The 26,900-nt window shown below is 63.8% G+C and carries 30 protein-coding genes and 2 tRNA genes; 10 read left to right on the top strand and 22 right to left on the bottom strand.

Features of this window, described 5'->3' with window-relative positions; translation table 11 throughout:
- Nucleotides 1–85 precede the first annotated feature (85 nt).
- From rplS to ffh, 6 genes are all read right to left on the bottom strand, one after another.
- Nucleotides 86–454 (bottom strand): 50S ribosomal protein L19, encoded by a 369-nt coding sequence (gene rplS / locus M2331_RS04585; protein ID WP_181559181.1) that lies wholly within the window; start codon nucleotides 452–454, stop codon nucleotides 86–88.
- Between the two features lie 42 nt (nucleotides 455–496).
- Nucleotides 497–1,198, bottom strand: a complete 702-nt coding sequence (trmD, locus tag M2331_RS04580; RefSeq protein ID WP_181559180.1) for a tRNA (guanosine(37)-N1)-methyltransferase TrmD — start codon at nucleotides 1,196–1,198, stop codon at nucleotides 497–499.
- A 13-nt stretch (nucleotides 1,199–1,211) separates the two neighbouring features.
- The gene (locus tag M2331_RS04575) at nucleotides 1,212–2,216 is read right to left on the bottom strand and encodes a class I SAM-dependent methyltransferase (RefSeq protein ID WP_181559179.1); all 1,005 of its coding nucleotides are present in this window, start codon (nucleotides 2,214–2,216) and stop codon (nucleotides 1,212–1,214) included.
- A 91-nt stretch (nucleotides 2,217–2,307) separates the two neighbouring features.
- Complete coding sequence (gene rimM, locus M2331_RS04570) at nucleotides 2,308–2,802, bottom strand: ribosome maturation factor RimM (RefSeq protein WP_181559178.1); 495 nt, start codon at nucleotides 2,800–2,802, stop codon at nucleotides 2,308–2,310.
- A 2-nt stretch (nucleotides 2,803–2,804) separates the two neighbouring features.
- The gene (gene rpsP / locus M2331_RS04565; RefSeq protein WP_181559177.1) at nucleotides 2,805–3,269 is read right to left on the bottom strand and encodes a 30S ribosomal protein S16; all 465 of its coding nucleotides are present in this window, start codon (nucleotides 3,267–3,269) and stop codon (nucleotides 2,805–2,807) included.
- Nucleotides 3,270–3,320: 51 nt separating this feature from the next.
- Entirely contained in the window at nucleotides 3,321–4,808 is a 1,488-nt protein-coding gene (gene ffh / locus M2331_RS04560; RefSeq protein ID WP_181559176.1) for a signal recognition particle protein, read from the bottom strand.
- Between the two features lie 339 nt (nucleotides 4,809–5,147).
- Here ffh and epsI point away from each other — a divergent pair, with 339 nt between their 5' ends.
- Nucleotides 5,148–5,879, top strand: coding sequence for an exosortase-associated protein EpsI, V-type (gene epsI, locus M2331_RS04555; protein WP_413716066.1), 732 nt, complete (start codon nucleotides 5,148–5,150; stop codon nucleotides 5,877–5,879).
- 11 nt (nucleotides 5,880–5,890) lie between these two features.
- Here epsI and M2331_RS04550 read toward each other — a convergent pair whose 3' ends face one another.
- From M2331_RS04550 to M2331_RS04535, 4 genes are all read right to left on the bottom strand, one after another.
- Nucleotides 5,891–6,418 carry a TPM domain-containing protein gene (locus M2331_RS04550; protein ID WP_181559174.1) on the bottom strand — a complete coding sequence of 176 codons (528 nt, stop codon included), beginning with the start codon at nucleotides 6,416–6,418 and terminating at the stop codon, nucleotides 5,891–5,893.
- On the bottom strand, nucleotides 6,415–7,059 hold the full coding sequence (gene thiE, locus M2331_RS04545; RefSeq protein WP_181559173.1) for a thiamine phosphate synthase: 645 nt from the start codon (nucleotides 7,057–7,059) through the stop codon (nucleotides 6,415–6,417). Before thiE ends, M2331_RS04550 begins: the two co-directional genes overlap by 4 nt.
- A 30-nt stretch (nucleotides 7,060–7,089) precedes the next feature.
- The gene (locus tag M2331_RS04540; RefSeq protein ID WP_181559172.1) at nucleotides 7,090–7,659 is read right to left on the bottom strand and encodes a glutathione peroxidase; all 570 of its coding nucleotides are present in this window, start codon (nucleotides 7,657–7,659) and stop codon (nucleotides 7,090–7,092) included.
- Between the two features lie 112 nt (nucleotides 7,660–7,771).
- Complete coding sequence (locus M2331_RS04535) at nucleotides 7,772–8,671, bottom strand: fructose bisphosphate aldolase (protein ID WP_181561363.1); 900 nt, start codon at nucleotides 8,669–8,671, stop codon at nucleotides 7,772–7,774.
- 149 nt (nucleotides 8,672–8,820) lie between these two features.
- Here M2331_RS04535 and M2331_RS04530 point away from each other — a divergent pair, with 149 nt between their 5' ends.
- The gene (locus M2331_RS04530) at nucleotides 8,821–9,345 is read left to right on the top strand and encodes a TlpA family protein disulfide reductase (RefSeq protein ID WP_181559171.1); all 525 of its coding nucleotides are present in this window, start codon (nucleotides 8,821–8,823) and stop codon (nucleotides 9,343–9,345) included.
- Here the strand turns inward: M2331_RS04530 and M2331_RS04525 are convergent, their stop codons facing one another.
- The 3 genes from M2331_RS04525 to tkt all read right to left on the bottom strand — a co-directional run bounded on the left by M2331_RS04525 (nucleotide 9,346) and on the right by tkt (nucleotide 13,637).
- Nucleotides 9,346–10,551, bottom strand: coding sequence for a phosphoglycerate kinase (locus tag M2331_RS04525; RefSeq protein ID WP_181559170.1), 1,206 nt, complete (start codon nucleotides 10,549–10,551; stop codon nucleotides 9,346–9,348).
- 84 nt (nucleotides 10,552–10,635) lie between these two features.
- A complete protein-coding gene (gene gap / locus M2331_RS04520) occupies nucleotides 10,636–11,646 on the bottom strand; it encodes a type I glyceraldehyde-3-phosphate dehydrogenase (protein ID WP_181559169.1) in 1,011 nt (336 codons plus the stop codon).
- A gap of 23 nt (nucleotides 11,647–11,669) precedes the next feature.
- On the bottom strand, nucleotides 11,670–13,637 hold the full coding sequence (gene tkt, locus M2331_RS04515) for a transketolase (RefSeq protein WP_181559168.1): 1,968 nt from the start codon (nucleotides 13,635–13,637) through the stop codon (nucleotides 11,670–11,672).
- Between the two features lie 269 nt (nucleotides 13,638–13,906).
- Here tkt and M2331_RS04510 point away from each other — a divergent pair, with 269 nt between their 5' ends.
- From M2331_RS04510 to M2331_RS04495, 4 genes are all read left to right on the top strand, one after another.
- Complete coding sequence (locus M2331_RS04510; RefSeq protein WP_181559167.1) at nucleotides 13,907–14,155, top strand: hypothetical protein; 249 nt, start codon at nucleotides 13,907–13,909, stop codon at nucleotides 14,153–14,155.
- A gap of 3 nt (nucleotides 14,156–14,158) precedes the next feature.
- Nucleotides 14,159–14,494: a cell division protein ZapA gene (locus tag M2331_RS04505; RefSeq protein WP_181559166.1), complete on the top strand. Its 336-nt coding sequence runs from the start codon at nucleotides 14,159–14,161 to the stop codon at nucleotides 14,492–14,494.
- Nucleotides 14,495–14,694: 200 nt separating this feature from the next.
- The gene (locus M2331_RS04500) at nucleotides 14,695–15,273 is read left to right on the top strand and encodes a 5-formyltetrahydrofolate cyclo-ligase (RefSeq protein WP_181559165.1); all 579 of its coding nucleotides are present in this window, start codon (nucleotides 14,695–14,697) and stop codon (nucleotides 15,271–15,273) included.
- Nucleotides 15,270–15,491: a DUF2842 domain-containing protein gene (locus M2331_RS04495; RefSeq protein WP_264569843.1), complete on the top strand. Its 222-nt coding sequence runs from the start codon at nucleotides 15,270–15,272 to the stop codon at nucleotides 15,489–15,491. Before M2331_RS04500 ends, M2331_RS04495 begins: the two co-directional genes overlap by 4 nt.
- A gap of 91 nt (nucleotides 15,492–15,582) precedes the next feature.
- On the opposite strand, the gene M2331_RS04490 is transcribed toward M2331_RS04495, so the two are convergent.
- From M2331_RS04490 to thyA, 3 genes are all read right to left on the bottom strand, one after another.
- A tRNA-Asp gene (locus M2331_RS04490) sits at nucleotides 15,583–15,659 on the bottom strand.
- Between the two features lie 61 nt (nucleotides 15,660–15,720).
- Nucleotides 15,721–16,812 (bottom strand): AI-2E family transporter, encoded by a 1,092-nt coding sequence (locus tag M2331_RS04485; RefSeq protein ID WP_181561361.1) that lies wholly within the window; start codon nucleotides 16,810–16,812, stop codon nucleotides 15,721–15,723.
- A gap of 107 nt (nucleotides 16,813–16,919) precedes the next feature.
- Entirely contained in the window at nucleotides 16,920–17,900 is a 981-nt protein-coding gene (gene thyA / locus M2331_RS04480) for a thymidylate synthase (protein ID WP_181559164.1), read from the bottom strand.
- 194 nt (nucleotides 17,901–18,094) lie between these two features.
- Here thyA and M2331_RS04475 point away from each other — a divergent pair.
- A tRNA-Pro gene (locus M2331_RS04475) sits at nucleotides 18,095–18,171 on the top strand.
- A gap of 120 nt (nucleotides 18,172–18,291) precedes the next feature.
- Here M2331_RS04475 and M2331_RS04470 read toward each other — a convergent pair.
- Together M2331_RS04470 and M2331_RS04465 are read right to left on the bottom strand one after the other, a co-directional pair.
- The gene (locus M2331_RS04470; protein WP_181559163.1) at nucleotides 18,292–18,465 is read right to left on the bottom strand and encodes a hypothetical protein; all 174 of its coding nucleotides are present in this window, start codon (nucleotides 18,463–18,465) and stop codon (nucleotides 18,292–18,294) included.
- Nucleotides 18,466–18,633: 168 nt separating this feature from the next.
- A complete protein-coding gene (locus tag M2331_RS04465) occupies nucleotides 18,634–18,840 on the bottom strand; it encodes a cold-shock protein (RefSeq protein WP_181559162.1) in 207 nt (68 codons plus the stop codon).
- Nucleotides 18,841–19,178: 338 nt separating this feature from the next.
- On the opposite strand from M2331_RS04465, the gene M2331_RS04460 reads away from it, so the two are divergent.
- Both M2331_RS04460 and M2331_RS04455 read left to right on the top strand, forming a co-directional pair.
- Nucleotides 19,179–19,676, top strand: a complete 498-nt coding sequence (locus M2331_RS04460; RefSeq protein ID WP_181559161.1) for an Lrp/AsnC family transcriptional regulator — start codon at nucleotides 19,179–19,181, stop codon at nucleotides 19,674–19,676.
- 138 nt (nucleotides 19,677–19,814) lie between these two features.
- Nucleotides 19,815–20,546, top strand: a complete 732-nt coding sequence (locus M2331_RS04455) for an HD domain-containing protein (RefSeq protein ID WP_181559160.1) — start codon at nucleotides 19,815–19,817, stop codon at nucleotides 20,544–20,546.
- A 250-nt stretch (nucleotides 20,547–20,796) separates the two neighbouring features.
- On the opposite strand, the gene M2331_RS04450 is transcribed toward M2331_RS04455, so the two are convergent.
- Nucleotides 20,797–23,148 carry a TonB-dependent receptor gene (locus M2331_RS04450; RefSeq protein WP_264592291.1) on the bottom strand — a complete coding sequence of 784 codons (2,352 nt, stop codon included), beginning with the start codon at nucleotides 23,146–23,148 and terminating at the stop codon, nucleotides 20,797–20,799.
- Between the two features lie 422 nt (nucleotides 23,149–23,570).
- Between M2331_RS04450 and M2331_RS04445 the strand changes: the two genes are divergently transcribed.
- Nucleotides 23,571–24,656, top strand: coding sequence for a TauD/TfdA family dioxygenase (locus M2331_RS04445; RefSeq protein WP_181559159.1), 1,086 nt, complete (start codon nucleotides 23,571–23,573; stop codon nucleotides 24,654–24,656).
- Between the two features lie 83 nt (nucleotides 24,657–24,739).
- On the opposite strand, the gene M2331_RS04440 is transcribed toward M2331_RS04445, so the two are convergent.
- The 3 genes from M2331_RS04440 to M2331_RS04430 are packed head-to-tail and all read right to left on the bottom strand — an operon-like array spanning nucleotide 24,740 to nucleotide 26,866.
- On the bottom strand, nucleotides 24,740–25,339 hold the full coding sequence (locus M2331_RS04440; RefSeq protein WP_181559158.1) for a nitroreductase family protein: 600 nt from the start codon (nucleotides 25,337–25,339) through the stop codon (nucleotides 24,740–24,742).
- A 20-nt stretch (nucleotides 25,340–25,359) separates the two neighbouring features.
- A complete protein-coding gene (locus tag M2331_RS04435) occupies nucleotides 25,360–26,019 on the bottom strand; it encodes a cysteine hydrolase family protein (protein WP_181559157.1) in 660 nt (219 codons plus the stop codon).
- Nucleotides 26,012–26,866, bottom strand: coding sequence for an oxidoreductase (locus M2331_RS04430; protein WP_181559156.1), 855 nt, complete (start codon nucleotides 26,864–26,866; stop codon nucleotides 26,012–26,014). Before M2331_RS04430 ends, M2331_RS04435 begins: the two co-directional genes overlap by 8 nt.
- Nucleotides 26,867–26,900: the final 34 nt, after the last annotated feature.

Here is a 26,900-nt window from a genome sequence, read left to right as displayed (position 1 = left end):
CCTTGGGCCTCCGCTCACATCATCCCGCGGGATGATCGCTCGCCATCGCCTGATGGCTTTGGGCGCGTCACCGCGCCCATAAGGCTTATGCCTCTTCGCGGGTGTCGCGACGCTCGGCGATACGCGCACGCTTGCCGGTGCGGCCACGCAGATAATAGAGCTTGGCGCGACGCACGACGCCCTTGCGGACGACCGTGACGCTGTCCACGTTCGGCGAGTAAAGCGGGAACACGCGCTCGACACCCTCACCGAAACTGATCTTGCGCACGGTGAAGTTGGAGCCCATGCCCTTGTTCGAGCGCGCGATGCACACGCCCTCGAAGTTCTGGACGCGGGTGCGGTCGCCTTCGACGACCTTCACGCCCACGCGCAGCGTGTCGCCCGGACGGAAATCCGGAATATCCTTTGAGATGGCGGCAATGTTTTCCGCCTCGATGGTCTGCAGCAGGTTCATCTGTCCTGTCTTCCTTCGTCTGCGTCGCGCGCCAGAGGCAGGTCAGTCCCGAGCGTTCCTGTAACGCTCCCAGAGGTCCGGCCTGCGTAACCGTGTGTCATCCTCCGCCCGTTGTTTCCGCCAGGCGGCGATCTTCGCATGATCCCCCGATCGCAACACTTCAGGGATCATACGCCCTTCCCACTCAGCAGGTCGGGTATATTGCGGATATTCAAGGAGGCCGTTCTCGAACGACTCCTCGACACCGCTAGAAGCCGCGCCCATTACGCCGGGAAGCAGGCGAATGCAAGCATCCAGCAGCATGAAAGCGCCGATTTCTCCGCCCGAGAGGATGATGTCGCCCATCGACACCTGCTCGATCGGCCGCCCTTCGAACAGGCGTTCGTCAAAGCCTTCGAAGCGCCCGCACAGAATCGTGGCGCCCGGCCCCTCGGCCAGCGTGCGAACCCGCGCCTGCGTGATCGGCGTGCCGCGCGGCGTCATCGCCAGAACCGGCAGGTCCGGGCGCGCACCCAGCGCATGATCGACCGCCCGCCCAAGCACATCGGCGCGCAGCACCATGCCTGCCCCGCCGCCTGCCGGCGTATCGTCCACGCTCTTGTGCTTGTCCGTCGCGAAATCGCGAATCTGGATGGGTGCGCAGGACCACGCCCCCTCCCCCAGCGCCCGACCGGCAAGCGAAATGCCGAGCGGCCCGGGAAACATCTCCGGATACAAAGTGAGAATCTGCGCGGTGAAGGTCATGATTTAAAGGCGATCAGCGGGATTTGGGACGCGCGGGACGATCGGCGATGCACACCAGAAATTCGGCCTCCCCGCCGCCCAGAAGCGCAGAGAGGAGAGACTTGACCCGCAGGAGACGTTTCGCGACCGGCCAGCGCCTCGTGCGCAGCCCGCGCGTCCGCATGATCTCTTCCGACGCGCCCACCATGAAATTGAACTGCCGCGAGCTGGGCTTGGCAAAAACCTTGGCAGACCGCAGACCATTGCTGACCGCGAGTTTTCTCAGGGCGCGCCGGGTAAACAGATGCAGATGCCGGGGCGTTTCCAGCCCCCGCCAATGTTCCCCAAAATGGCGGTGCCCCAGCGCATCGACGTTCGGCGTGATCATCACCAGCCGCCCGCCGGGTGCGAGCAATTCACTGCACCGCGCGATCGTGCGACCCGGCTCGGGCACATGCTCGATGACATTGTCGAGCAGGATGCCGTCGAACTTTTTCCCATCGAATCGCGGATCGAAAATATCGGTCGCAAAGACCTGTGCGCCGCGCACCTGCGACGCCACAGCGACCGCCTGTTCATCGAAGTCGATGCCGACGGCGCTCCAGCCCGCCTCGACAATCGACCGCAGGAACCCGCCGGACCCGCAGCCGACATCCAGCATGACGCCGGGCTTACGGTGCGCGAAGTAATTGAGGCCCGACTGGTAGTGATGCTTCCACCAGGGCAGCAGGCCCAGAAGTCGATAGCGCAAAGCCGGCGCATGCGAGGCGGCCCCCTCCGGCGCCACGATTACCGGTGCCTGGTCATGGGTATGGTAGGATTGATAGAGCGTCGCCAGGCTCTGCGGCGTGGGCATGGGGTCGATCCACCCAGAGCCGCAGTGCGGGTTGCGACAGATCCTCAGCCCCCAGCGTCCCGGCGCGCCGAACATCGGATCGCGCAGATCGCGATAGTGCTGAGTGCCCGATTCGCCGCACAACGGACAATCCGGCGCGGGCAGGCAGCCAATACCCTCATTGTCCAAAACAATCGCGTTCATGCGGCCCTGCGCTCTTGGAGGTGATCGATCGAGACCGATCCATGTGGGCAAGCAAGAGGCCCGTCCTCATTCGCCGAAGCGGAATGTCCTGTCAGTCTGCAAGGAAAAGACTGCTCAGGACAAGTCTTTCCTCGTTCCAGTCGAGCACCGCTTCCGGCAGCATGGGGACCATGAACCGTTTTCCGCCGGGCTTCTCGATTTCGATGACGTCACCGGCCCCGAAATTCTCGACAGCCACGACCGTCCCCACCGCTTCAGCCGATTCGGCAACGCAGGACAGGCCGATCAAATCGACATGATAATATTCGCCGGGTTCGAGCGGGGGCAGCGCTGAGCGCGGAACGGTGAGTTCCACGCCGCGCAAGGCTTCGGCGGCATTGCGATCGGTAATTTCCGCAAAGCGCGCGACGGCGCCATTCGAGCCATCGCGTACCGTCTTGAGCGTGAGGGTGCGACCGCCCGCCTCGAAGCTCTTGTAGCGCTTCAAGCTCTCCGGCCCATCGCCGAAGAGCTTGAGACGCACTTCCCCCGTCACGCCATGCGCGCCGATGACAGCCGCGAGCGTGACGGGACGATCCACGGGCAAGATCAGCCTTCGGCCTGCTCTTCAGCGGCAGCCTCGGTAGCGGGTGCTTCCTCGGCGGGGGCTTCAGCAGCCGGCTCGTCAGCCGGAGCATTGGCGGCTTCTTCCGCAGCCTTGCGGGCTTCCTCGGCCTCGGCCAGCTTGGTGGCCTTGTCCTCGGCGCGGTCCTTGGCCTTCTGGCCCGGCTCTGCCTTGTTGGGGTTGTTGCGCGCGGCGCGCTCCTTGACGCCTGCGGCATCGAGGAAGCGGGCGACACGGTCGGTCGGCTGGGCGCCGACGCTCACCCAGTGCTTGGCGCGCTCGGTGTCGAGCACGACGCGCTTCTCGTCATCCTTGGCGAGCAGCGGGTTGTAGCTGCCGATGCGCTCGATGAAGCGGCCATCGCGCGGCGAGCGGCTGTCCGTCACCACGATCTTGTAATAGGGGCGCTTCTTGGAGCCACCGCGCGACAGGCGAATGCTGGTTGCCATCTGTAACTTACCTTACCTTTCTTCTGAACTCTTAACCTGAAATTCGTTGCGTTACTTCTTGAGAAAATTCTGAAAACCCGGCGGAAGCTTGGGCATGTCCGGCATCCCCGGAAGTCCCTTGAGCGCGCTGAGATCGCCCTGCCCCGCTCCCGGCGCACCGCCGCCACCGCCGAGCAAACCGCCCAGCCCGCCGCCGCCACCGCCGCCCGCGAACATCTTGGCCAGTCCCTTGAGACCGCCCATTTTCTTGATCTTCTTCATGGCGGTTTCCATCTCCTTGTGCATCTTGAGGAGACGGTTGACGTCTTGCACCTGAAGCCCAGCGCCCTTGGCCACGCGGATCTTGCGCTTGGCGTTGAGCAATTCCGGACGCTCACGCTCCTTGAGCGTCATCGAGCCGATGAGTGCATCGAGGTGAACGAGTGTCTTGTCGTTGACGCCGGCATTGGTCATCTGCGCCTGCGCCTTTTTGAGGCCGGGGATCATGCCCGCCAGCATGCCGAGGCCGCCCATGCGCTGCATCTGGCTGAGCTGGGCGCGCAGATCGTTGAGATCGAACTTGCCGGCAGCCATGCGCTTGGCCAGCTTGTCGGCATCTTCCTGCTGGATCGTCTCCGCCGCGCGCTCGACCAGGCTGACGACGTCGCCCATACCAAGGATGCGCTGCGCGACCCGCGCGGGATGGAAGGGCTCGATGGCATCGAGCTTTTCGCCCGTGCCGGCGAACTTAATCGGCTGGCCAGTGACGGCACGCATGGAGAGCGCCGCACCACCGCGCGCGTCGCCATCCATGCGGGTCAGCACCACACCGGTGAGCGGCACCTGCTCGGTGAAGCTCTTGGCGACGTTGACGGCGTCCTGACCGGTCAGGCTGTCGACGACCAGCAGGATTTCTGCCGGCGTGGCCACGTCCGCGACCGCCTTCATCTCGTCCATCAGTGCCTGATCGACATGCAGGCGGCCGGCCGTGTCCAGCATCAGCACGTCGAAGCCCTGCAGCTTCGCGGACTGGAGCGCGCGGCGGGCGATATCCACCGGCTGCTGGCCGGGCACGATCGGCAGCGTCGCGACATCGGTCTGCGTGCCGAGAACGGCCAGCTGCTCCTGCGCCGCCGGGCGATTGACGTCGAGCGACGCCATCAGCACCTTCTTGCGCTCTTTTTCCTTGAGGCGCTTGGCGAGCTTGGCCGTGCTCGTGGTCTTGCCCGAGCCCTGCAGGCCGACCATCATGATGACGGCCGGCGGCGTCACGTCGATCAGCAGCTCGCTGGTCTCGGCGCCCAATGTCTCGGTCAGCGTGTCAGAGACGATCTTGACGACCATCTGCCCCGGCGTGACCGAGCGCAGAACGTCCGACCCCACCGCGCGCTCGGTCGCCTTGTCGACGAACGCGCGCACGACCGGCAAGGCGACGTCGGCTTCCAGCAGGGCGATTCGGACCTCGCGCATCGCGGCGCGCACGTCCGCCTCGGTGAGCGCGCCGCGCCCCCGAAGCTTCTCGAACACCCCACCGAGCCGATCGCTCAGACTATCGAACATCACCACCTCATTGCGGCAGAAGCCGCTGAAAAACCAACCAAAACGCCACAACGCACAAAGCGCCGGTGGGCGAAACCTCGCCGACCAGCGTCTATCCTTGGACAGTGAAAATCCAGGACTGTCAGGGCGCCCGGGCAGTTGGACAACCGCGCCGGAACAGCGGCTCCTTAACGAAATCCGCCGGTTAAGACAAGAAGGCAGGCATCCGGGCCTGCGGTGGACGCACGGAGAGGCCGAATCAGAAAGGCTTTGGCAGGAATTTGCCGCTATGGCGCTTGCAGTTTGGAAATCCGCTCTTAGCTGCTATTCTGCGCGACAGAGCCAAGGAATGAGGGTGCAGTGGCAGCGGACGACGTAAATTCAGTTACGGTAGAGAGCGAGCCTACCCCGGGCACACTTAGCCGTCGCCATCTCCTCATGGGCGGCGCCATGCTGGCCGTCAGCGGCCTTGCCGTCGCGCGCGAGCCACAACAGCGCTATCGTGATCTGTCCGACAAGCAGTTCGAGGCCCTGTTCCCCAAGGCGTTCGGCGATTGGAAGACGCTCCCGGTCAGCGAGCTCGTGTTGCCGCCCGAGAGCGACCTTGCCAACAAGCTCTATCAACACATTCTCACGCGTACCTACGTCAATTCCAAGGGCGTGTGCGTGATGTTCCTGGCGGCTTACAACAGCAAGCAGTTGAACAACGTCCAGCTCCACCGCCCCGAAATCTGCTATTATGCGGGGGGCTTCGCGATCGAGCATAGCGAACCCATCAGTCTTCCGGTCGATGTCGCAGGCCATCAGACAGTCATTCCGGCTCGGTCGGTGACGGCGGTGCTCGGCTCGCGCAACGAGAACATCCTCTACTGGACGCGCATCGGTTCCGACTTCCCGCAAAGCTGGCTTATGCAGCGCATCGCGATGACCAAGGCCAATATCGCCGGCTATCTTGCCGACGGGTTGCTTGTCCGCATGTCGGTGATCGACAAGAATTACGATGAGTCCCTGCACAACATGCAGAGCTTCATCGCAGACATGCTCAAGCATTCGGGCGAACCGACCCGGGACATGGTCGTCGGCGACGCCTGATCCCGGCGTCGCTAGAGCCGGCCTTCCAGCTCGGCGATCCCGGCGACCAGCCCGGCCGCGAAAAGCCCGTTGCGAAACTGTGGCAGCATTACCGTGTCGATGATCGCCTGGCAGTCATCATCCGGAATGGCGGCGGCAAGGCCCTGCCCGACCGCGATGCGGACCAGCTGTTCTCTCGGCGCGAGCAGGATCACGATCCCCTCCGCCCCCGGCGCACCCACGGCCCAGCGATCCCCAACCTCGCTCGCATAGCGGGCAATATCTTGCCCATCGAGGGACGGCACCGTGACGACGATGGCTTCCCGCCCCGTCGCGGCCTGCAGCGCGACCAGACGGCGCTCGATCTGGTGACGCTGATCGGGGGTGAACAGCGCCGCAGCGTCGGTCACCCAGCCATCGCGCGCAATCGGCAGGCTGGATGGAAGAACGACCCGGGCGGTCTCGGTCGGTTCACCGGCCGCGGCGGCCGCACCCATTAGCCCCGCCGCCACGCACAGGGCCGCGATGCCAAGGGCGGAAAGCCCGCGTGTCAGGATCACCCAAGCACTTTCGCAAAGGCGGAAACACCGGCGCGCGGCCCATCAGGGTGGTTCCACACCGCGCCACTCACCGCGAGAAAATCGGCACCGGCTTGGACCAGCGGCGCTGCATTGTCGGCAGTGATGCCGCCGATGGCAACGCACGGAATTTCGAAGATGGACGACCACCAGCGCAGCAGGTCCGGTTCCGCATGGTGGCTGACTTCCTTGGTGGTGGTCGGATAAAAGGCCCCGAACGCGACATAATCAGCCCCAGCCTCACCCGCTTCCATCGCCATATGACGACTGTCATGACAGGTCACGCCGATCTGAGCGGACGGGCCGAGCAAGCGTCGGGCCTCGCGAGGGTCGCCGTCCCCCTGCCCCAGATGAACGCCATCGGCGCCGAGGCGCTGGGCCAGCGCGATGCTGTCATTCACGATGAAGGCGACATCCCGCTCCGCGCACAGGCGCTGGAGCGGTTCGGCCAGCCGCGCGACTTCTTCCTCGCTCACGCCCTTGAGGCGAAGCTGAAACGCGGCGACACTGCCACCATCCAGCGCCTCGGCAAGGCGAGCGGCGAAATCCTCTCCGATCACCGGCGGGGAGATCAGGTAGAGTTGGCAGGGCGGAAGGCTGAGCGCCTGTGTGGTCTCGGTCATTCCGCCCCCATAAGCCCGGTGGCCGCGCGGTCAACCGGCGGCGGCGGAACCCGACAAGGCCGCCTCGATCGCAGCGACGAGGTCGCCATCGTCCGGCTTTGTATCCGGCGAGAAGCGCGCCAGCACCGTGCCATCGCGTCCGACGAGGAATTTCTCGAAATTCCAGAGCAGTTCCGGCGGATCGTTCGGCGTGCGGTTGCCGCTCTTGAGACGCTCACGGAACGCGCCATCGTTGCGCGCCTCCGGCTGCGCCTGCGTCAGGGCCGCGAACAGCGGGTGCTTGTCCGGCCCGGTAGCGACCACCTTCTCGAACATGGGGAAGTCCACGCCGAAATTGGTTGTGCAGAAGCTCTCGATCTCCTCATTGGAGCCCGGCTCCTGCCCCGCAAAATCGTTGGCGGGAAAGCCCAGCACGACGAGGCCATCGTCCTTATATTTGCGATAGAGCGCTTCCAGCCCCTCATATTGCGGGGTGAGGCCGCATTTGGACGCCACGTTGACGATCAGCAGCACCTTGCCGGCGTAATCGCCCAGCGACGCATCATCGCCCTTGATGGTCTTGAGCGGAATTTCGTCCAATGCAGTCGTCGTCGCGGTCATGGTCATCCTCCAGATGAAAAAGGGCAGCTCGCCCAAGATAGGGAGCCGCCCTTCCTCTGTCATCGGGTGGAGACCGCAGGCGGCGCAATTGGGCGCCGCCCCGTCGTGCGCGTCAGGCCGCGACCTTGTCCGTCGAGGCTTCGTAGATCTCGTCGATCGCGCTGGCGAGCGAGGCGTTGAACGCCTCATCGCTCATCTGATGACGCAGATCCTCCAGCAGAGCCCGGCTGAAGCTGGCGATCATGCCGCGATTCTTCGCCAGTTCGGCGCACGCCTCGGGGCGCTTGTAACCGCCCGAAAGCGCGACGACGCGCAGCACCTTGGGATGATCGACCAGCGGACCGAACAGACCGGCCTTCTCGGGAATCGAGAGCTTGAGCATCACCTGCTGACCCTCGGGCAGTGCATCGAGCGCCTTGAGGATTTCCTCCAGCAGGATCTGATCGGCCTGCGCCCGCTCGGCGCTCTTGATGTTCACTTCCGGCTCGATGATCGGCATCAGGCCCGCCGCCAGCACCTGCTGGCCAATCTCAAACTGCTGCTTGACGATGGCGGCAATCCCCTCGCGGTTGGCGAGATTGACAACCGAGCGCTCCTTGGTGCCGAACACGCCAAGGCTCTTGGCGCGCTTAAGCAACGCGTCCAGCTCCGGCATCGGCTTCATCATCTGCACGCCATTGGCCTCGTCTTCCAGGCCCTTGTCGATCTTGATGAACGGCACGACGCCGCGTTCGATGAGCGCGGCCGGCGTCGGCTTGCCGTCCACGGTGCCGTCCATGGTCTTCTCGAACAGGATGGCGCCCAGCACCTTCTCGCCGGTGAAGGCGGGCGAGGTGATGATGCGGCTACGCATCTGGTGGATCAGGCCGAACATCTCTTCATCGCCCGAATAGGCGTTTTCTTCGATGCCATAGCCCTTCAGCGCCTTGGGCGTGGAACCGCCGCTCTGGTCGAGCGCGGCAATGAAGCCCTGCCCCTTGGCAATCTTCTCGGTCATGTCGGAGTCCTGCATCATCCTGTCCTGTTTTTCGAAGTGGTGCCAAAATCGGCGGTGCTGTGTGGCACGCCTATGCCGCGCCTGCGCCGCATATTGCAAGCCGGTCAACCATCTTGACGGGCGCACTGCCCGGAACGAAAGATGGTTGGAAGGGGGGACGATCGATGCGCTCAAAATTCGCGGCCGTTGCCGCACTGATTGCGATCATCGGCATGAGCGTGGCCCGGCCAGCCCACGCTCAAAAGATCAAGGTGGGCGACCTAGCGCCAGCGTTCACGCTGATGCTGGCTGATGGAAGCTCGGTTTCGCTGGCCGATCTCAAAGGGCAAGTCGTCGTCCTCAATTTCTGGGCGACATGGTGCGGACCATGCATCAAGGAACTGCCGACGTTGGACGCCTTTCACGACATCCTGAAGGACAAGGGGCTGCGCGTTTTTGCCGTGGCGACAGAAGATTCCGTGCCGCTCCCCAAGCTCAAGAAAATGCTGGCCGGGATGACCATCCCGATGGTTCGACGGGTGAAAGGCCCCTATCGCCATCTGGGCGCGCTCCCCACAAACTTCGTGATCGGGCGCGACGGACGCGTTCGTTATGCCGCCACCGGCGCCTTCGACCTCGATCAACTCAACCGCGTAATCATTCCGCTGATGAACGAGCGGGCGCCAACGGCTCCCGCTCGCTCGCGTTGATCAACCGCGCGTAAGCGCCGCGACGCCCGGCAGTTCCTTGCCTTCCATCCACTCGAGGAAGGCGCCGCCCGCCGTCGAAACGAACGAGAAGTCCGCTGCCACGCCGGCATGATTGAGCGCGGCGACCGTATCGCCGCCGCCGGCAACTGACACCAGCGAACTTTCCGCCGTCAGCGCCGCGGCGGTGCGGGCCAGCGCAACGGTGGCCGTGTCGAAGGGCGTCAGCTCGAACGCGCCGAGCGGGCCGTTCCACACCAGGGTCTTGCAGGTCTTGAGAACGTCCGCGAGCGCCTCGACGGCGGCCGGTCCCACGTCGAGGATCATTTCGCCATCGGCCAGCTCGTTCACGTTGCACACGCGGTAGCTGGCGGGATTGGCAGCGAATTCGGTCGCGACGGCGACGTCATAGGGCAGGTGCAGGGTGCAGCCCGCTGCTTCGGCCTTCTCGAAAATCTCGTTGGCCGTATCGACCAGATCATGCTCGCACAGCGACTTCTTCACATCGACGCCGCGTGCCGCGAGGAAGGTGTTGGCCATGCCGCCGCCGATGATGAGATGATCGACCTTGGCGATGAGGTTTTCGAGCACGGCCAGCTTGGTCGAAACCTTGGCGCCGCCCACGACCGCCGCGACCGGCTTCTCCGGCTGGCCCAACGCGGCTTCGAGCGCATCCAGTTCCTTTTCCATCGAACGACCGGCGAAGGACGGAAGGCGATGAGCAAGGCCCTCGGTCGAGCAGTGCGCGCGATGGGCAGCGGAAAAGGCGTCGTTCACATACATGTCGCCAAGCGCGGCCATAGCATCGGCCAGCGCCGGATCATTCTTCTCCTCGCCCGCATGGAAGCGGGTGTTTTCCAATATGGCGATGTCGCCACCGCGCATAACCGCAATGCCGGCAGCTGCCGCTTCGCCCTGGCAGTCAGGAATGAACTGCACGTCGCGGCCCAGCACATGGCTCAGCCCGCGCGTGACGAGGCTGAGCGAGAGATCGGGCGACTTCTGGCCCTTGGGGCGACCGAAATGCGCGAGGATCAGCACTTTCGCGCCCCGGTCCGCCAGTTCCAGCAGCGTCGGCACGGCGGCCCGCAGGCGCGTGTCGTCGCTCACCGACCCTTCCGACATCGGCACATTCAGATCCTCGCGGACCAGCACGGCCTTGCCGGCGATATCGCCCATGTCGTCCAGCGTCTTGAAGGGTTTGGCCACGTCGTCACTCTCCCATGCGTGAATCGGGCCGAGCGTGTGTGAACATGCCCGGCCCGAAGAAATGTCAGCGGTGTTCCGCAATCCTCAGATCAGGCCAGCAACAACCTTGCTGGTGTCGATCATGCGGTTCGAGAAGCCCCACTCATTGTCGTACCAGCTCAGCACGCGCACGAGCTTGCCGTCGATGACCGCCGTCTCGAGGCTGTCGACGGTGGAGCTGCGCGGATCGCCATTATAGTCGATGGAGACCAACGGCTCATCCGAATAGCCCAGCACGCCCTTGAGCGGGCCGTTGTCGGCAGCAGCCTTGAGCAGGCTGTTGACCTCTTCCTTCGTCGTGTCACGCTTGGCGATGAACTTGAGGTCGACGACCGACACGTTCGGCGTCGGCACGCGCACCGAGGAGCCGTCCAGCTTGCCCTTCAGCTCCGGCAGCACCTCGCCCACGGCGCGGGCTGCGCCCGTCGTGGTCGGGATCATGGAGAGCGCAGCGGCACGGGCGCGACGCATGTCCTTGTGGATCTGATCCAGCGTGTTCTGGTCGTTGGTGTAGCTGTGGATCGTCGTCATGAAGCCGCTCTCGATGCCAACCGCATCGTTGAGCACCTTGGCGAGCGGCGCGAGGCAGTTGGTGGTGCAGCTCGCGTTGGAGATGACGATGTCGTCGGCGGTCAGCGCATCATGGTTCACACCGAACACGATGGTCTTGTCGACGCCCGTGGCCGGCGCGGAAATGACGACGCGCTTGGCGCCCGCGGTCAGGTGCGCGCTGGCCTTGGCCTTGTCCGCGAAGATGCCGGTGCATTCGAGCGCGATCACCACGCCGAGCTCGGCGTGCGGCAGATTGGCGGGGTCACGCTCCGCCGTCACCTTGATGCGCTTGCCGTCCACGACGAGGCTGTCGCCATCGACCGAGACCTCGCCCTTCCAGTTGCCATGCACGCTGTCCCGCTTGAACAGCAGCGCGTTCGACTTGGCATCGCCCAGGTCGTTGATCGCGACCAGCTCGAAATCATGATCGGTGCGCTCCAGCAGCGCGCGCGCGACGAGGCGCCCGATCCGTCCGAACCCGTTGATTGCTACCTTGATCGCCATGTCCTGCACTCCTTAGCTCAAAGTCAAACCAGCGCGGCGGAAACCCGTGCCGCGACACTCTGGGCATTCAGCCCGAAATGATCGTAAATTTCCTGCGCCGGCGCCGAGAGGCCGAAGCTGTCGATACCGATATTGATGCCATCGGTTCCCGTAATCGTCGCCCAGCCGAAGGTGGTGCCAGCCTCGATCGAGACCCGCAGCGCGCCCTGCGGCAGCACCGCAGCCTTGTAAGCCGCGTCCTGCGCCAGGAAGCGCGACATGCTGGGCATGGAGACGACGTTGGTGGCAACCCCCTTCTCTTCCAGCAGCTTGGCGGCGTTCACGGCGATCTCCACTTCCGATCCGGTGGCGATCAGCACCACCTTGGGCGCGGTTCCGCTGGCCACGAGGGTGTAGGCACCTTTGGCACAGAGATTTTCCGAAGCGTCGGTGCGCAATTGCGGCAGGTTCTGGCGGCTGAGCGCCAGCAAGGACGGCGTGGAATCCTGCTGCAGCGCAAGCGCCCAGCACTCGGCTGTCTCGATGGTGTCGGCGGGACGGAAGACCTCCAGATTGGGGATCATCCGCAGCGACATTACATGCTCGATGGGTTGGTGCGTGGGGCCATCCTCACCAAGGCCAATGCTGTCATGCGTCATCACATAGACGACGCGCAGCTGCTGCAAAGCGGACATGCGGATGGCATTGCGCGCATAATCGGAAAAGACGAGGAAGGTGCCGCCATAGGGGATCATGCCGCCATGGAGCGCGATGCCGTTCATCGCGGCGGACATGCCGAACTCGCGGATGCCGTAATAGACATAGCGACCGCTATAATCGTCGCGGCTGAAAGCAACCTTCTGGTCCTTGGACTGGGTCAGGTTGGAGCCCGTTAGGTCCGCCGAGCCGCCGAACATCTCGGGCAGTTGCACGTTGATCGCATCGAGCGCCATCTCGCTCGCCTTGCGCGTCGCAACCCTCTTGGGCTCGGCGATCAGGCCATCGAGATAGGACTGGATGGAGAAGCCGGCCGGCAGCTTGCCCGCCATGCGCCGCTCGAATTCATCCTTGTCAGAATGGCTTGCAAGGCGTCCCTGCCACTCGGCATGAGCCTTCTTGCCGCGCGTGCCGGTCTCTGCCCAGGCGGCCTTCACATCATCGGGCAGCTCGAACGGCGGCAGATCCCAGCCCAGCGCCTCGCGGGTCGCGGTGATTTCGTCCTCGCCCAGCGGCGATCCGTGCACCTTGTGCGAGCCGGCCTTGTTGGGCGCGCCCTGGCCGATGCGGGTGCGGCAGGCGATGAGCGAGGGGCGCGGATCGGCCATGGCCTCATCCATCGCCCGGCGGATATCGCCGAAATCATGGCCGTCGCAGGCCGTCACATGCCAGCCGGTCGCGGCGTAACGGGCCAGGACATCCTCGCTGGAGGAGAGGCTGACAGCGCCGTCGATAGTGATCTTGTTATCGTCCCACAGCACATTCAGGCGCCCGAGGCCCAGATGACCGGCAAGACCAATTGCTTCGTGGTTGATGCCTTCCATCAGGCAGCCATCGCCCGCGATCACCCAGGTGCGGTGATCGACCAGCGGATCGCCGAAGGTCGCATTGAGATGCCGCTCGGCCATCGCCATGCCGACGGCCATGGCCAGGCCCTGACCCAGCGGACCGGTGGTGGCTTCAACGCCCGCCAGTTCGAAATTCTCGGGGTGGCCGGCGCAAGGGCTGCCCATCTGACGGAAGTTGCGAATGTCCGCCATCGTCGGTCTGGTATAGCCGGACAGGTGCAGCAGCGCGTAGATCAGCATCGAGCCATGGCCAGCCGAGAGCACGAAGCGGTCGCGGTCGTGCCAGCCCGGCGCTGCCGGATCGAACTTCAGATAATCCTTGAAGAGCACCGTCGCGACATCGGCCATGCCCATCGGCATGCCTGGGTGGCCGCTATTGGCGGCCTGCACGCCGTCCATGGAAAGGACGCGAATGGCGTCGGCGAGCCGCTTTTCGGTGACTGACATGGGCGAGCGCCCCTTCTTCTTTATCTGGCCCGCAGGCGTGTTGCTCCAGAGCGATCAAGGACCGAAGATGGTCGATGAACGGCCGCGCCGGCGCCGAGAGAACGGGCCATGAGTCGCCGCGCGGTCTCCATGTCGTCTAGCGGCCCGAGCGTCAACCTGCGGGGCGCCCCACAGCCTCAAAGGCACGGTGATTCTGGCGCCGTCACGCTCAATCCGCAGCTGCGCAACGAGTTTTTGCATTCGCTCGGGAGCGTGATAAGGGTTCGCTCATGGCAAGCAAGGCGATGATGCAGGCGATCGAGCGGCTGGAACGCGCCGTGACGCGCGCCGAGGGACTGGCGCGGGAACTGACCGAGGCGCGTGCGCAGGAAATCGAGGCGCAGCTCGCGGCCGGCAGCATCGAGGATGATGGACCGCCGGTGGATATCGACCCCTTCTCACGCGACAAGGCGATCGCGGCGCTGAAATCGCTCGATGCGCTCATTGGCGATCTTCAAAAGGCCAGGAGCGAAGCCTGATCTATGGCAGAAGTACGAATCATGGTCGGCGGCCGGCAATATGCGGTGCATTGCCGGGATGGCGAGGAAGCGCGCCTGCACGAGCTGGCCGCATTGATGTCCGAGCGGGTCCAGCAGGTCAGCAGCGGCAGTCCCGGGCTGACCGAGGTGCGGCAACTGCTGTTCGCAGGACTGCTGCTGGCCGATTCCCTCACCGACAAGGCCCCCGCCCCGGCAGCCGCGCCACCACCGCCCGCCGAGCCGGAGGACGAATCCGCAACGCTGGAGGCGCTCGACGCGCTGGCCCAGCGGATCGAAGCCTTGGGCGACAGCCTTGCAGCCCAGCTGTCCAACGCCTAAGTAAGGTGGGACGGGTACTGCCCGGTGCGCGCATTAGCGAACATCCCTGAGGCGATAATCACATCCAAGGGGGCTGTCCCTGGCCGGACCCAGGTCCGAACTACATGGTCCCCACCTGACGTTGAGGCGTCAGAGGATTTTCCGGCAAACGGCCATGGCGGTCCCGTCACCCCGCCGGCATCTCGGACAGGACCCAAAGAATGACCGATACTGATCGCGCCAAGCTGCGCTCCTCTTTGCTCGCCCGGCGCTCCGCCTTTGTCGCCGGCCTGCCGCCTTCGGTGCGCACGCTGGCCTTCCGGGTTCCCCCTTCCCCCGTGCTCGCCCGCATGCCGCCCGGCTCGCGGGTCGCCATCTACCGGGCAATGGGCTCGGAAGCGCCGACCGAAGCGCTGATCGACTTCCTCCACGAGCGCGGCTTCAAGCTGTGCCTGCCCCGGCTCGGCAAGACCACCGCCGAGGACATGGAATTTGCCGACTGGTCGCCGGACGACATATTGGTGCCGGGCCAGCTCCGCATCCCCCAGCCGGCCCCGCAGGCCGCCACGGTCACGCCGGACGTGGTGCTGACGCCGCTCGTCGGGTTCGATCCCGCGCTCAATCGCATCGGCCATGGTGCGGGCTATTATGACCGCGCTTTCGCCAAGCTGCCCAACGCGCTGCGAATCGGCATGGCGTGGAGCTGCCAGATGGTCGATGCGCTGCCCATCCAGCCGTGGGACGTGCCCCTGCACATGCTGTTTACCGAGCAGAGTGTCATCGAGGGAGAGGCCGCGTGAACGACGCGCCGCAACCGAGCTGGCGCAAGCCGGCGGGCATGTTCGCCATCCTCGGCATCATCGCCGTCTGGGCTGCCATCATCGGCTCCTTCTCGGAGCAGATCGCGCGCTGGCCCGGCGCCCTTCAACTCGTCTTCTATGTAATCGTGGGGATCATCTGGATCTTCCCGACCCGGCCCATCCTGGTGTGGATGGAGACAGGCCGCTGGCGCGCCTGAGCGCCAGTTCCAAATCCATTTTCTAGAGGCTTGTCCCGCTCCGTTCAGGAGGGGGAAGCCAGCGCGATGCCATTCTCTTCATTGAAGAAAATGGCGCGAGTGACGGGGCTCGAACCCGCGACCTCCGGCGTGACAGGCCGGCACTCTAACCAACTGAGCTACACCCGCGCTTGGCTGAGGAGGGCGCAGGTATAAGAGGGCGCCGGCCCTGTCAACACGCTTCGCGCGATCAATTGCGATATTCTTCCTGCGGGTCGGATGGGACGCTGGTGAGCGTTCCGGACTCGAACAGGAAACCGGCGATATCCGGCTTACCGGCTGCCGCCAGCACCGTCTGGATGATGATCAACAGCGGCACCGCCAGCAGCGCGCCTGCCGTGCCCCACACCCACGTCCAGAAGCTCAGCGAGACGAGAATCATCAGCGGACTGAGCTTCAGGCGCTCGCCGAGCACCAGCGGCGTCACGACATTCGCCTCGATAAGATGCAGCCCGGTCATGATGATCGCTGGCATCAGCGCCCAGCCGACCGTGGAAAAGGTCATCAGCCCGCCCATCGCCAGCAGGATCGCCGCCACGAAGGGGCCGAAATAGGGAATGAAGTTGAGCAGCGCGACGAATCCGCCCCACATGAACGGCGTGGGCATCCCGAACAGGCTGAGCGCGATGGCGACGGTGAAGCCCAGCAGCACATTGATGAGCGCGATGGTGAGCACATAACGCGACGTGGCATCGACAACGTTCTGGATCACCCGCGCGATAGTCAGCGCGCCCGAGAAGCTGCCCCGCCCTTGAATCGTCCGCCGGCGCATGCGCGTCCAGCCGGAGAGGAAGAAGAAGATCACCAGCAGCCCGAACACGACATTGATGACGACGCTCGGCGCGGCGGTGGTCAGCATATCCAACAGCGAGCCGGGGCGCGGCACCTCGCCGGGCACCGTCGGCGCCCTGCGGGTTTCCGTGACGAGCTTGAGCAGGCCGTCGATGAAACCCTGCGCCTCGGTATAGAGGCGGATGACCGGCTCCAGCGTCGTCTTGATCTGGCCGATCCGCTCGGGAAGCTGGGCGATCCAGTCGACCGCCGGCACCACGATGAGCACCAGCGCGGCATTCACAGCGAACAGGAAGGACACGAGCGCGATCAGCGCGGCCAGCGGCGACGGGATGCGCCGCCGCTCGAGCCACTCGAGGAAGGGCACGAGGCAGATCGCGATCACCAGCGCGACCGTGAGGGGAAGAAAGAAAGCACCGCCGGCGCGAAGCACGAACGGCAGGGCCAGCAACACGCCCAGCCCCGCGAACAACGCGATCGAGGCGACCAGCCGGTTGCGCTCCCAGGTACTGCGATCAAAGCGCTCGGCGGAGGGCTGATCGCCCGCGCCTTGCTCTGTGGCCAGATTTTGCTCGTCCAGCGGCACCGACGAGCCCCTTAAACCGCGACCGGGGCAGCGATGCCGCGTTGCGGCGCATAGTCCTCGACCACGAAGTCCTCGATGCGATGCGCGAAGATCGTATCCGGTCTGCGCAGGATCTTCAGCTTGGGCGCTCCGGACGGCCTCCGCGACAGCTGCTCTTCCACCAGATCGGCGTGATTGAGATAGAGATGGACGTCCCCGCCCTGCCAGACGATCTCGCCGGCCTCCAGATCGCACTGCAGCGCCAGCATCCTCGTCAGCAGCGCCAGCCCGAACATGTTGAAGGAAAAGCCGAGCCCCAGGTCGCAGCTGCGCTGGAACAAAAGCCCGTTGAGCCGCCCGTTCGCGACATGGAACTGATAGGTCATATGGCAAGGCGGCAGCGCCATGCCCTCCAACTCATCGACATTCCAACCAGTGAAGAGCAGCCTGCGCGAGCCGGGATTGTTGCGAATGGCATCGACAAGCGTCGCGATCTGGTTGTGACCCGTCGCGGCGCGGCGATAAAGCCCCTCCCCGGCCTCGGGCGCCAATTCATAATGCGGCCAGTTGACCCACTGCCGGCCGTAGACGGGGCCAAGATCGCCCCACGCCTGCGCGAAGGCATCATCTGCCAGAATGCGCGCCTCGAAATCCTCCATGGAGATCATGTCGCCGGTTTCGCGCCGGTAGCGATCCAGCGGCCAGTCGGTCCAGATGTGGACGCCTTGCGCCACCAGAGGGCGGATGCTGGTATCCCCGGAGAGAAACCACAGCATCTCCCGCGCGGCGACCTTCCAGTAGACGCGCTTGGTCGTCAGCAGAGGCACCGCGTCATCGCCGAGCGAGAATCGCATGGTCGCCCCGAAAATCGACCGCGTGCCCACGCCGGTGCGGTCCACCCGTTCATCGCCCGCATTCCAGATATGCCGCATCAGATCGAGATATTGCTGCTCATAATGCGGCGAAGCGCTCGTTGGCGGCGCAGACTCGGCGAGGGAGACAGATGAAAGCATGGATCGAGCTTAACCGCGCCGCCGCGCGAGCGCCAGCACATGCCATCTGCCGCCCTGATAAGCGCGACCAAACGATCCCGCAGCCAAGGGTTACCGCGCTGTTTGACGATTTCTCGATGCAGCGCTTGCCAGCACGCAAACCCCTGACTATAGGGCAGCGCCTGTCTTGCCGGCGCTTCAAGCGTCGGCCCGGTCGGGGAGTAGCTCAGCCTGGTAGAGCACTGTCTTCGGGAGGCAGGGGCCGGAGGTTCGAATCCTCTCTCCCCGACCATTTAATTTCGTCCTCGGCCTGAGATGTATCGGGCGTCGGACGCAATCACATCGCGAAAATCAGCAGGAAAAACGGCGTGACCCGAAAGCCACGCCGTTTTGATAGAGAAGTCCGATCCGCTTAAGCGGCGGCCTGACGCTTCTTGCGCTCGATCTCGATAAGTCGGTCCGCCATCTGCTGCCAGGCGGCCTCTGCCCGCAGGCAGCGCTCGCGGACATTGGCCAGATCGGCCTTGCTGGCGGCATCGGCACTTTCCGCCGCGCGGGCGAGATAGAAATCACTGGTCGCTGACATTGCACGCTCCTTGCGGGCTGTGCGCGGGGGCCGCGGCGGCCCCAGCGTGAACTCTCATGGGAAGATTGGCGTTTTACCGTCTCCCCTGCCCCGCCCAGAAATCCGTGCGAGAAATCCTTGCGAGGCACACCCCCGACCGGACGAGCCAGCCGGGGACGAACGTGCTGCTCAGGCTTCTTCGAGCTGCGTCGCCGAGGCCCGACCGCGCTGGTCGGTCGTGATCTCGAACTTCACGCGCTGATTCTTGTCGAGCGTGTGCATGCCGGCCTGCTCGACCGCACTGATATGAACGAAGCTGTCTTCACCGCCATCGTCGGGTGCGATAAAGCCATAGCCTTTGTCGGCGTTGAAGAATTTGACTGTGCCAATGGGCATGGGATCATTCCTTTTACATAAGAAACCCACCGAAACGCCTGTCCCGGTGGCGCTGGCCGAAGTATCAAAGGAAGAATCCGCTGCAATGGCATCAAAATCCGTCGAGGTGCGACGTTAGCGGATATTAGATGGTGCCGATTGCCCGAAATGTCAATATTTTGACATTTTTGCTTGATAACTTTGGCTATTTTATCGTCATATTTTCACTCAAACCGTGCGCGGCGCCAACTCGACTTTGCCAATCGAGCGCGGCCACCTCATGCCAGCCATGTTCACGCCAGCGAAGCGATGGTAGGTCGGGGCGACCACTCATCATCGCGAGCGAATGGCACCAGCGCATGACGGATCTTTCCCGCACCGATCTGAAGCTTCTCCATGAACTGCAGCAGGACGGCCGCATCACCAATCTGGCCCTCGCGGAGCGCGTGGGTATGTCGCCCAGCCCGTGCCTGCGCCATGTCCGGCGGCTGGAGGAAGAGGGCATCATCACCGGCTATACGGCGATCGTCGATCGCAAGCGGGTGGGCCTTGGCATCCTTGCCTATGTAGAGGTGAAGGTGCCCCAGACGCCCAGCGGCGCTGCCACGGGGTCCTCCAGCTCCTCGATTATCGAACAGTTCAAGGAGGCCGTGCTGAACGAGCCGGCAATCGTGAGTTGCGTCATCACGGCCGGGCAGTTCGATTTCCTGTTGAAAGTGCTGGCGCCGGATATGGATGCCTATGCCGAACTGGCCCAGCGCGTGCTGCTCAAGCTGCCGGGCGTCCGCGACATGCGCACCACCTTTGCACTGGATGTCGTCAAGGACAGCCCGGCGTTGCCGCTTAATGCGGCGTAATCGACCGCACCTGGTGACAATGTGGGCTATATCCACCCAATAATCTGCTAATTTGGGTGTATAAAGATCATTCATGCCCGCATGAAGGTGATAGTCGTTCCTCATGAGCGCCACCGCGATTGACTATGGAGAGACCTGATGTGCGATGACCATCCCTGGCCCCAGGAAGGCCGCACCCGCATGATCGTGCCCGCCCCCGTCGGCAGGATCGGCACCGGCATGCCCGACCCCGAGCCCGACCTCATCCGGCAGATGGACGAGAATCACGTCTTCATGATGGGCGACAACCCCGCGCTGCCGCGCATGCCGAAACAGCCCAAGCTGATGGATTTCTTCAAATATCGCTTCAACGATATTGCCATCCGCCATCTGCTGACCAGCGCCAAGCGCGCGCTGGACGATGGGCAGGAAGAGAAGATCGTCCTTGCCTGCCTGCTGCACGACATCTCCAATGGCTGCTTCGTGCGCGCCGACCACGGCTATTGGGGCGCGCAGATGATTGCGCCTTATGTCTCCGAGGAGATCGCCTGGGCCGTGCAATATCACCAGCCGCTCCGCTATTTCGCGGATGGGTCGGTGGGATATGAATATCCGGAAAGCTATGATCGCTTCTTCGGGCCGGACTATGTTCCGCCCGAATATATCCAGCGCGATGCCGAATATGCCCGCAACCACAAATGGTACATGAGCTCGCGGCTGGTCACGATCTACGATTATTACTTCTTCGACCAGTCTCCGCCGGTCGATCCCGAAGAGTTTACCGACATCATCGGGCGGCACTTCCGGGAGCCAGAAGAAGGCCTGGGCTTCGATCGCTCACCCACCGCGCACATGTGGCGCACGATGATCTGGCCGAACAACTTCCTTTGATCGGTGCAGAGAGCGCCCACCGTTCATGCTGAGTAGGGTCTGAGGTGCGCCGCAGGCGCGTATCGAAGAGCCGTATCGAAGCATCGCGGCGCACGGAGCAGGCCTTCGATACGCTGCTTCGACAGGCTCAGCAGCTACTCAGGACGAACGGAGGGCACGACCACACACCACCAAACAGGAGCGGCGCCCTTCCTCGAGAGGAAGAGCGCCGCTGTGTCAGCCTGCCCTTATAAGGCAGTGCCAGTGGTGATCAGAAGTTGAAGCCGACCGAGAAGATCGCCTGCCGGGGCGCGATGTACGTCTCGAACCCTTGCGAGCTGCCATAAGGGTCGGAGAAGCGCGAGTTGACGCCGGTCGTATCGAACACATTGGTGACCGAAGCGCTGAAGTACACCGGCGCATCGTCCAGCGCATATTTCACGAACAGGTTGACCGTGTCGTAAGACGGCGTCTTGTCGTAGAAATCGTCGTTGAACACACGATAGAAGAACTGGCCGCGATAGAGATATTGCGCACGCGCCGTGAGTTCGCCGGCCCCGAGCTGATCGGTGTAGGTGACCGCGATCGAGCCCTGGAACTTGGGCAGCTTGGGCACCCGGTTGCCGTTGATATTCTCGCGAGCCGCTTCACGCGCCAGCACGGCGGGGTAGAAGTTACTCCAGAACAGCCAGTCGGGATAGCCTGCCGCCGTCTGCGCTTCGTCGGCCTTCACCGGATCGAGCGCGAGATAATCCTCGTCGAACTTACCGCGCAGGAACGAGGCAGAGCCGTCGATCTTCAGCTTGCTGGTGACCGCCCAGGCCCCTTCCAACTCCAGGCCGTAGATATGCGCGCCGGGGGCGTTGGCCGTGCCTTCGCCATACAGGATCGCATCCTCATCGAGGAACTGCATGTTGCTGTAGTCATAATAGAAAGCGGAGGCGTTGAAGGTCAGAGCATTGTTGAAGAAGCGGTTCTTGGAACCGATCTCGAACGAATTCACCGTCTCGGGCTTGTAGGTCGGTTGAATGCCGGTCGCAAAGCCCAGCGACGAGGAGCTGTTGCCTCCTGCAGCCGAACTGTTGATGCCGCCCGGTTTGAAGCCACGGGTGAAGCTGGCGTAGAGCAGATTTTCCGGCGTGATCTTGAAGTCCAGCGCCACCTTGCCTGTCCATTCCGTCGTGCTCAGGCCGTCCGTGGGGGTCGGCTGGAGAAAGGCGCCGGACGTGTAGCTTGCGGTGTCGCTGTTGCTGGCTCCCTGACCGCTATATTTGTCGCTGTTGTAACGGATGCCTGCCGTGAGGCTGAGCTGCGACGAGAAGTCGTATGTGCCCTGCACGTAGGCCGCCCAGGCTTCACGCTTGATCGACGACAGTTCCGCATAAGTGAGATTGTCGACCAGCGGGTCGTTATAGGGCGTGGTGACCGGCAGGACCGGCGGGACGAGGTTGTCGTCACTGCCGCGATATTCAAGAATATACTGGTCGTTGGTCGACTGCAGATACACCGCACCGGCGATCCACTGGAACGGCCCCTCGTGCGTGGAGGAGATATTGAACTCCTGCGTCCAGCTCTTGGTGTTGCTCTCCCACATGGCCACGTGGTCGTAGCGGGTGCCGCCGAAGGTGAGCGGGCTGTAGGTCAGTGCCTCGAAGAGGTCGGCCGTCAGGCCGTCCGCATCCCAGCTCTGCTCGCTGTGGACCTTCTGGTAGCTGGTGATCGATTTCACCGTCGCGAAGCCGGCATCGAAAGCAACCACACCGTAGTAAAGCTCTGTGTTCACCACCGACCGACCGGGATAATCCTGCGTGAGGCGCCGTGGATCGGGCTCAGGATCGAACACGTTCTTCTGCGCCGTGCCATGGGTATTGCTGCGGTACTGAATGGTGTTCAGGCTGACGGAGATGCTGTCAGTCGGCTCCCAGAGCAGGGCCGCCTTCCAGCCGGTCTCATTGGCGTCATCCAGTTCATATTGGCCGAAGCCCACGACATCGGTCGCCACGGCATAACCGTCATGCTTCTGGTGCTGCCCGGCGACGCGCAGGGCGAGCGTATCGCCCAGCGGCACGTTCACGCCGGCGTTCATCTTCAGCATATTGTAGTTGCCGATACCGATCTCGCCGTTCGCGCTGGATTCGCCCAGCACAGGCTGGCGGGACACGACGTTGATCGTGCCGCCCGTCGAGCCCTGACCGAAGGTCGTGCCCTGCGGGCCGCGCAGCACCTCGACCTGGGCCACGTCGATAAACGCCGCATTGGCAGCGATGGAGTTGAAGATGTAGACGCCATCGACATGGTAAGAGACGCCCGGCTGAGTGTTCGTGTTCTCCGGCGTTTCCGAGCCGATGCCGCGGATGGTGATGATGCGCTCGGCGCCGCCGCTCTTGGCGACCACAAGCCCGGGTACCGAGCCGTTCAGGCCGGTCACGTCCGTGACGTTGGCCATGCTCAGCGTCTCTGCCGTCACGGCGGACACCGAGAGGTTGGCGCGCTGCAGGCTTACATCCACCTTGGAGGCGGTGATGACGATCTCGTCACCATCATGTGCGCTCGCGCTGTCCGCAGGCGCTTCCTGCGCGAACCCGGCGCTGGTCATCAACGCGGCCATCGCCGCACCCGCCATGAAATATCCGTATGTCTTTCCTAGTCTGTCGCTCATTGTCGCGGTCCCCTTCTCGGCCTGACCTCGCGGCTCCTCTCCGGCGATTGTTCCGGCCCCGGTTTTCCCTGAGTGCCGCTGAGCCTGCATTGAGCCAGTTTTGGGGAACTTAATCTTGAGGCGGGGCGCAGAACTTGTTGATGCAAATGCGTCATGCTGCATTGCAACACAGTTCGGGCGGGTGCTTGGCCTGCGCGCCCTATATAAGAAGCAACGCCACCGGCTGGTCGGCGCGAATGCCCGCGATGCGTCTAGGCACGCTTTTGATTCGCGCACCGGACACTAATTTTGCATGTGCTGCCAAGACGGGAAGAAAGGGACGCTTTAGTCAGGCAGGATCAGACCCAGACGACGATAATGGCCTTGCAAGAGGAGCCGCGCTGACCATGTCCACGACGACGACCATAGCCCTGGAACCGGTACGGACCGACGCCGCCTGGCGCGGCGATACGCTGTCCCAATCTCAGGATTGGATCTACCGGCTCTCGGAGGATCAGGTGGCCGAACTGGAAACGCTGGGCACCCGGTTCGTAGAGGCCAATCCTGACCTGCGCTTCGTCTCCAAGCAGGATTATCCGCTGGTTGCCTGCGCCGACGCTGCCGCCGAATGGGGTCGCGATGTCGATTACGGCCGAGGCTTCGTGCTGGTGCGCGGCCTGCGCACCCATCTCTACTCGGACGCGCTCTCGGCGGCGATCTACTATATTCTGGGCCTGCACATGGGCGACCCCATCCGCCAGAACGAAATGGGCGACCTGATCGACCATGTCTATGCGACCTCCGACAAGACCATGGACGATCCCACCGCCCTCTCCTCCAAGGTGCGGGACAAGCTCGTCTACCACTCGGACAGCTCGGATATCGTGGCGCTGATGTGCCTGCGCCCAGCCAAGGAAGGCGGCGCATCCTGCCTCGTCTCGGGCGCGCAGATCTACAATGAGATCCTCGCCCGCCGGCCCGACCTGGCGCCCCTGCTGCTCGAGCCGTTCCATTGGGACTGGCGCCGGCAGGACCATAATGCGCCCGCCAACACCTACACCTCGCCTATCATCAGCATGGAAGAGGGCGTGTTCAGCATGTATGCGGGATCGCTCTACATCCTCACCGCGCAGGATTATCCCGAGGCGCCGCGCCTGACGCCCGATCAGATCGAAGTGCTCAAGCTGTTCGACGACATCACCTATGAGCCGGGCATGGCCATCGAGATGGATTTCCGCCCCGGCGACATCCAGTGGCTCTCCAACTACGCCGCGCTGCACGCGCGCACATCGTTCAACGATTTCCCTGAACCGCAGCGCCGCCGCCACCTGCTTCGCTTGTGGCTGCACCGCGATTCCGGACGGCCTGTGGTCGAGAATTTCGGCAAGAATGGCGTCGTACAGCACCGCGAAAAGCCGCGCGACGGCGGTGAGGAGCATCCGGACGCACGATTCACGGTCGGCGCGATTTCCGTCCCCCGGCTGCTGTCCTGACCTGCCTGCTTCTCCCGCAAATATGAAGAAACCCCGGAAAGCACTGCTTTCCGGGGTCTTTTATTGCCGGTGGACGGGACCGATCAGGCCGCGGCAAATCCCCCTGCAAAGGCGAAGTCGGCCACGGGCTTGCGGTCAGAGGGCTGCTCGCGTTCGCGCAGGCCTTCGGGCAAAGTCGACGCATCGCCAATGCGCCCCACCGCAATGGCCGCCTCGATGCGGAAGTCTTCCGGCACGCTCAATTCGGTGCGAACCTTGTCGAAGTCGACCCCGGTCATGCCGTGCGTGTAAAGCCCGCAGAGCGTAGCCTGCACAGCGAGCATGCCCCATGCCGCGCCGGCATCGAAGGAATGGCTGTGCGATGCGGATTTCGGCGTGCCGTCCGGGTTGCGCATCTGCGTGTCGGAGAGGATGATGATCAGCGCGCCGGCGCTTTCCGCCCAGCTCCGGTTGAACGGAATCAGCAGATCGAGGAACCGTGTCCAGTCCGCCCCGTCGCGCACGGCGTACAGGAACCGCCAAGGCTGCGCGTTGAACGCCGACGGCGCCCAGCGTGCGGCTTCGAACAACCGCAGCAACTCGCTTTCCGCCACCGCGCTGCCATCAAAGGCGCGCGGAGACCAGCGGCGTGTGAAGATGTCATCGATCTCGTGGTGGGTCGTCCTCGAGCCAGCGTCAGTCATATGTCAGCGTCTTCCTTGCTTTACAGCATGTTGATGATGGACGTGCTCTCGCGAACGTCCGCGAAATTAAGGCGCAGGTTGAGCAGCGCCGCCTCATGCTCCTCATCCGTCACGGCGGCCATCGCGTCCAGCGCGGCAATGACCTTGTAGCCGCGCATATAGGCATCGCGCGCGGTACTTTCACAGCAGACATTGGTCAGCGTTCCCGCGATGACCAGCATCTCGATTCCCCGCTTGCGCAGCTGCGCCTCAAGCTGGCCAGCGGGACAGGCAAAAGCGCTGTAGCGATATTTGTCGAGCACCGTATCGCCCGTCTCCACCGCCATGTCCGGATGCAAGCCATGCGCCGGGTGCCCGGGGGTCAGGGCCTGCATAGCAGCCTGCACATGGGGATCGGTCCGATCATATTGCCAGGGCGCCATGGCGAGCGGGGGATCGTCCGAGACGCTCTGCCGGGTCCAGATGATCGGGCAGCCGGCGGCCCGCATCGCCATGGCAAGCCTGTTGACCGCCGGGATGATGTCCATCCCGTGCGGATTGCCGAACACCGCGCCTGGCGCCAAAAACGCCGTCTGCATGTCGATCACGACCAGCGCAGTCCTCTCCGGCACGATCGCCGAAAAGCTGTTCAGATAGCGCCCGCGCTCGATGGCCCATGCCGGCAGGCGGCTGTCATGCATCGGCGCTTGCCATCTCCTCGGCCGGGTAGGCGATGGAGAGGGAATAGTCCTTCCAACGCTCCATCTCTGCGCGCAGCAGATCGGTCTGCCCTTCGGCATAATGCAGCGCATCCTCACCCAGCAGCAGGTGCATGGGCGGCTGCGGCGCGTCCAGCGCGGCGAGGATTGCGGCGGCGGCGCGGATCGGATCGCCCTTCTCCTTGCCGACGCCTTCCTTGAGCGACTGGCGGGCGAAATGGGCCGAGCCCTCATAATCGGCGATCATCCGGTCAGCGAGACGCAGCGATCCGCCCGCGAAATTGGTGCGCAGGCCACCCGGGGCGACATTGGTGACCTTGATGCCGAGCGGCGCGACCTCCTGCGCCAGCGTCTGCCCTATGCACTCCAGCGCATATTTGCTCGCCCCGTAGATGGACGTCCCCGCCCAGGGCGCGAGGCCACTGACGGAGGTGATGTTGACGATATGCCCCGCCTTCCGTGCGCGCATCGCCGGCAGCACCGACTGGATCATCGCAATCGCACCGAAGAGGTTGACGTCGAACAGCGCGCGCGCGTCATCCAGCGTGATTTCCTCGACGGCACCGATCAGCCCGTATCCGGCATTGTTCACCAGCCGGTCGACACTGCCCATGGTCTGCTCGGCGAGCGCCACGAGGGCGGCCGGCGCAGCCTGATCGCCAAAGTCGAGACCATGCGCGAACGACCGCCCCGGCGCGATGGCCGCGAAACGGGCGCAGGCCTCGACACTGCGCGATGTGCCGAAAACCTTGTCGCCGCGATCCAGCGCCGCCTGCGCCAGCGCTTCGCCCAGGCCGCCGCCAATACCCGTAATCAGCCAGTTCACCATGCGTCATCTACCTTGTTGAGAGTTGCTGCGCCCT

The organism is Sphingobium sp. B10D7B (assembly GCF_025961955.1).
In the GTDB taxonomy this organism is placed as follows: Bacteria; Pseudomonadota; Alphaproteobacteria; order Sphingomonadales; family Sphingomonadaceae; genus Sphingobium.
The sequence above is the reverse complement of the archived record's forward strand: the minus strand, read 5'-3'. Positions and strand labels throughout refer to the sequence as shown.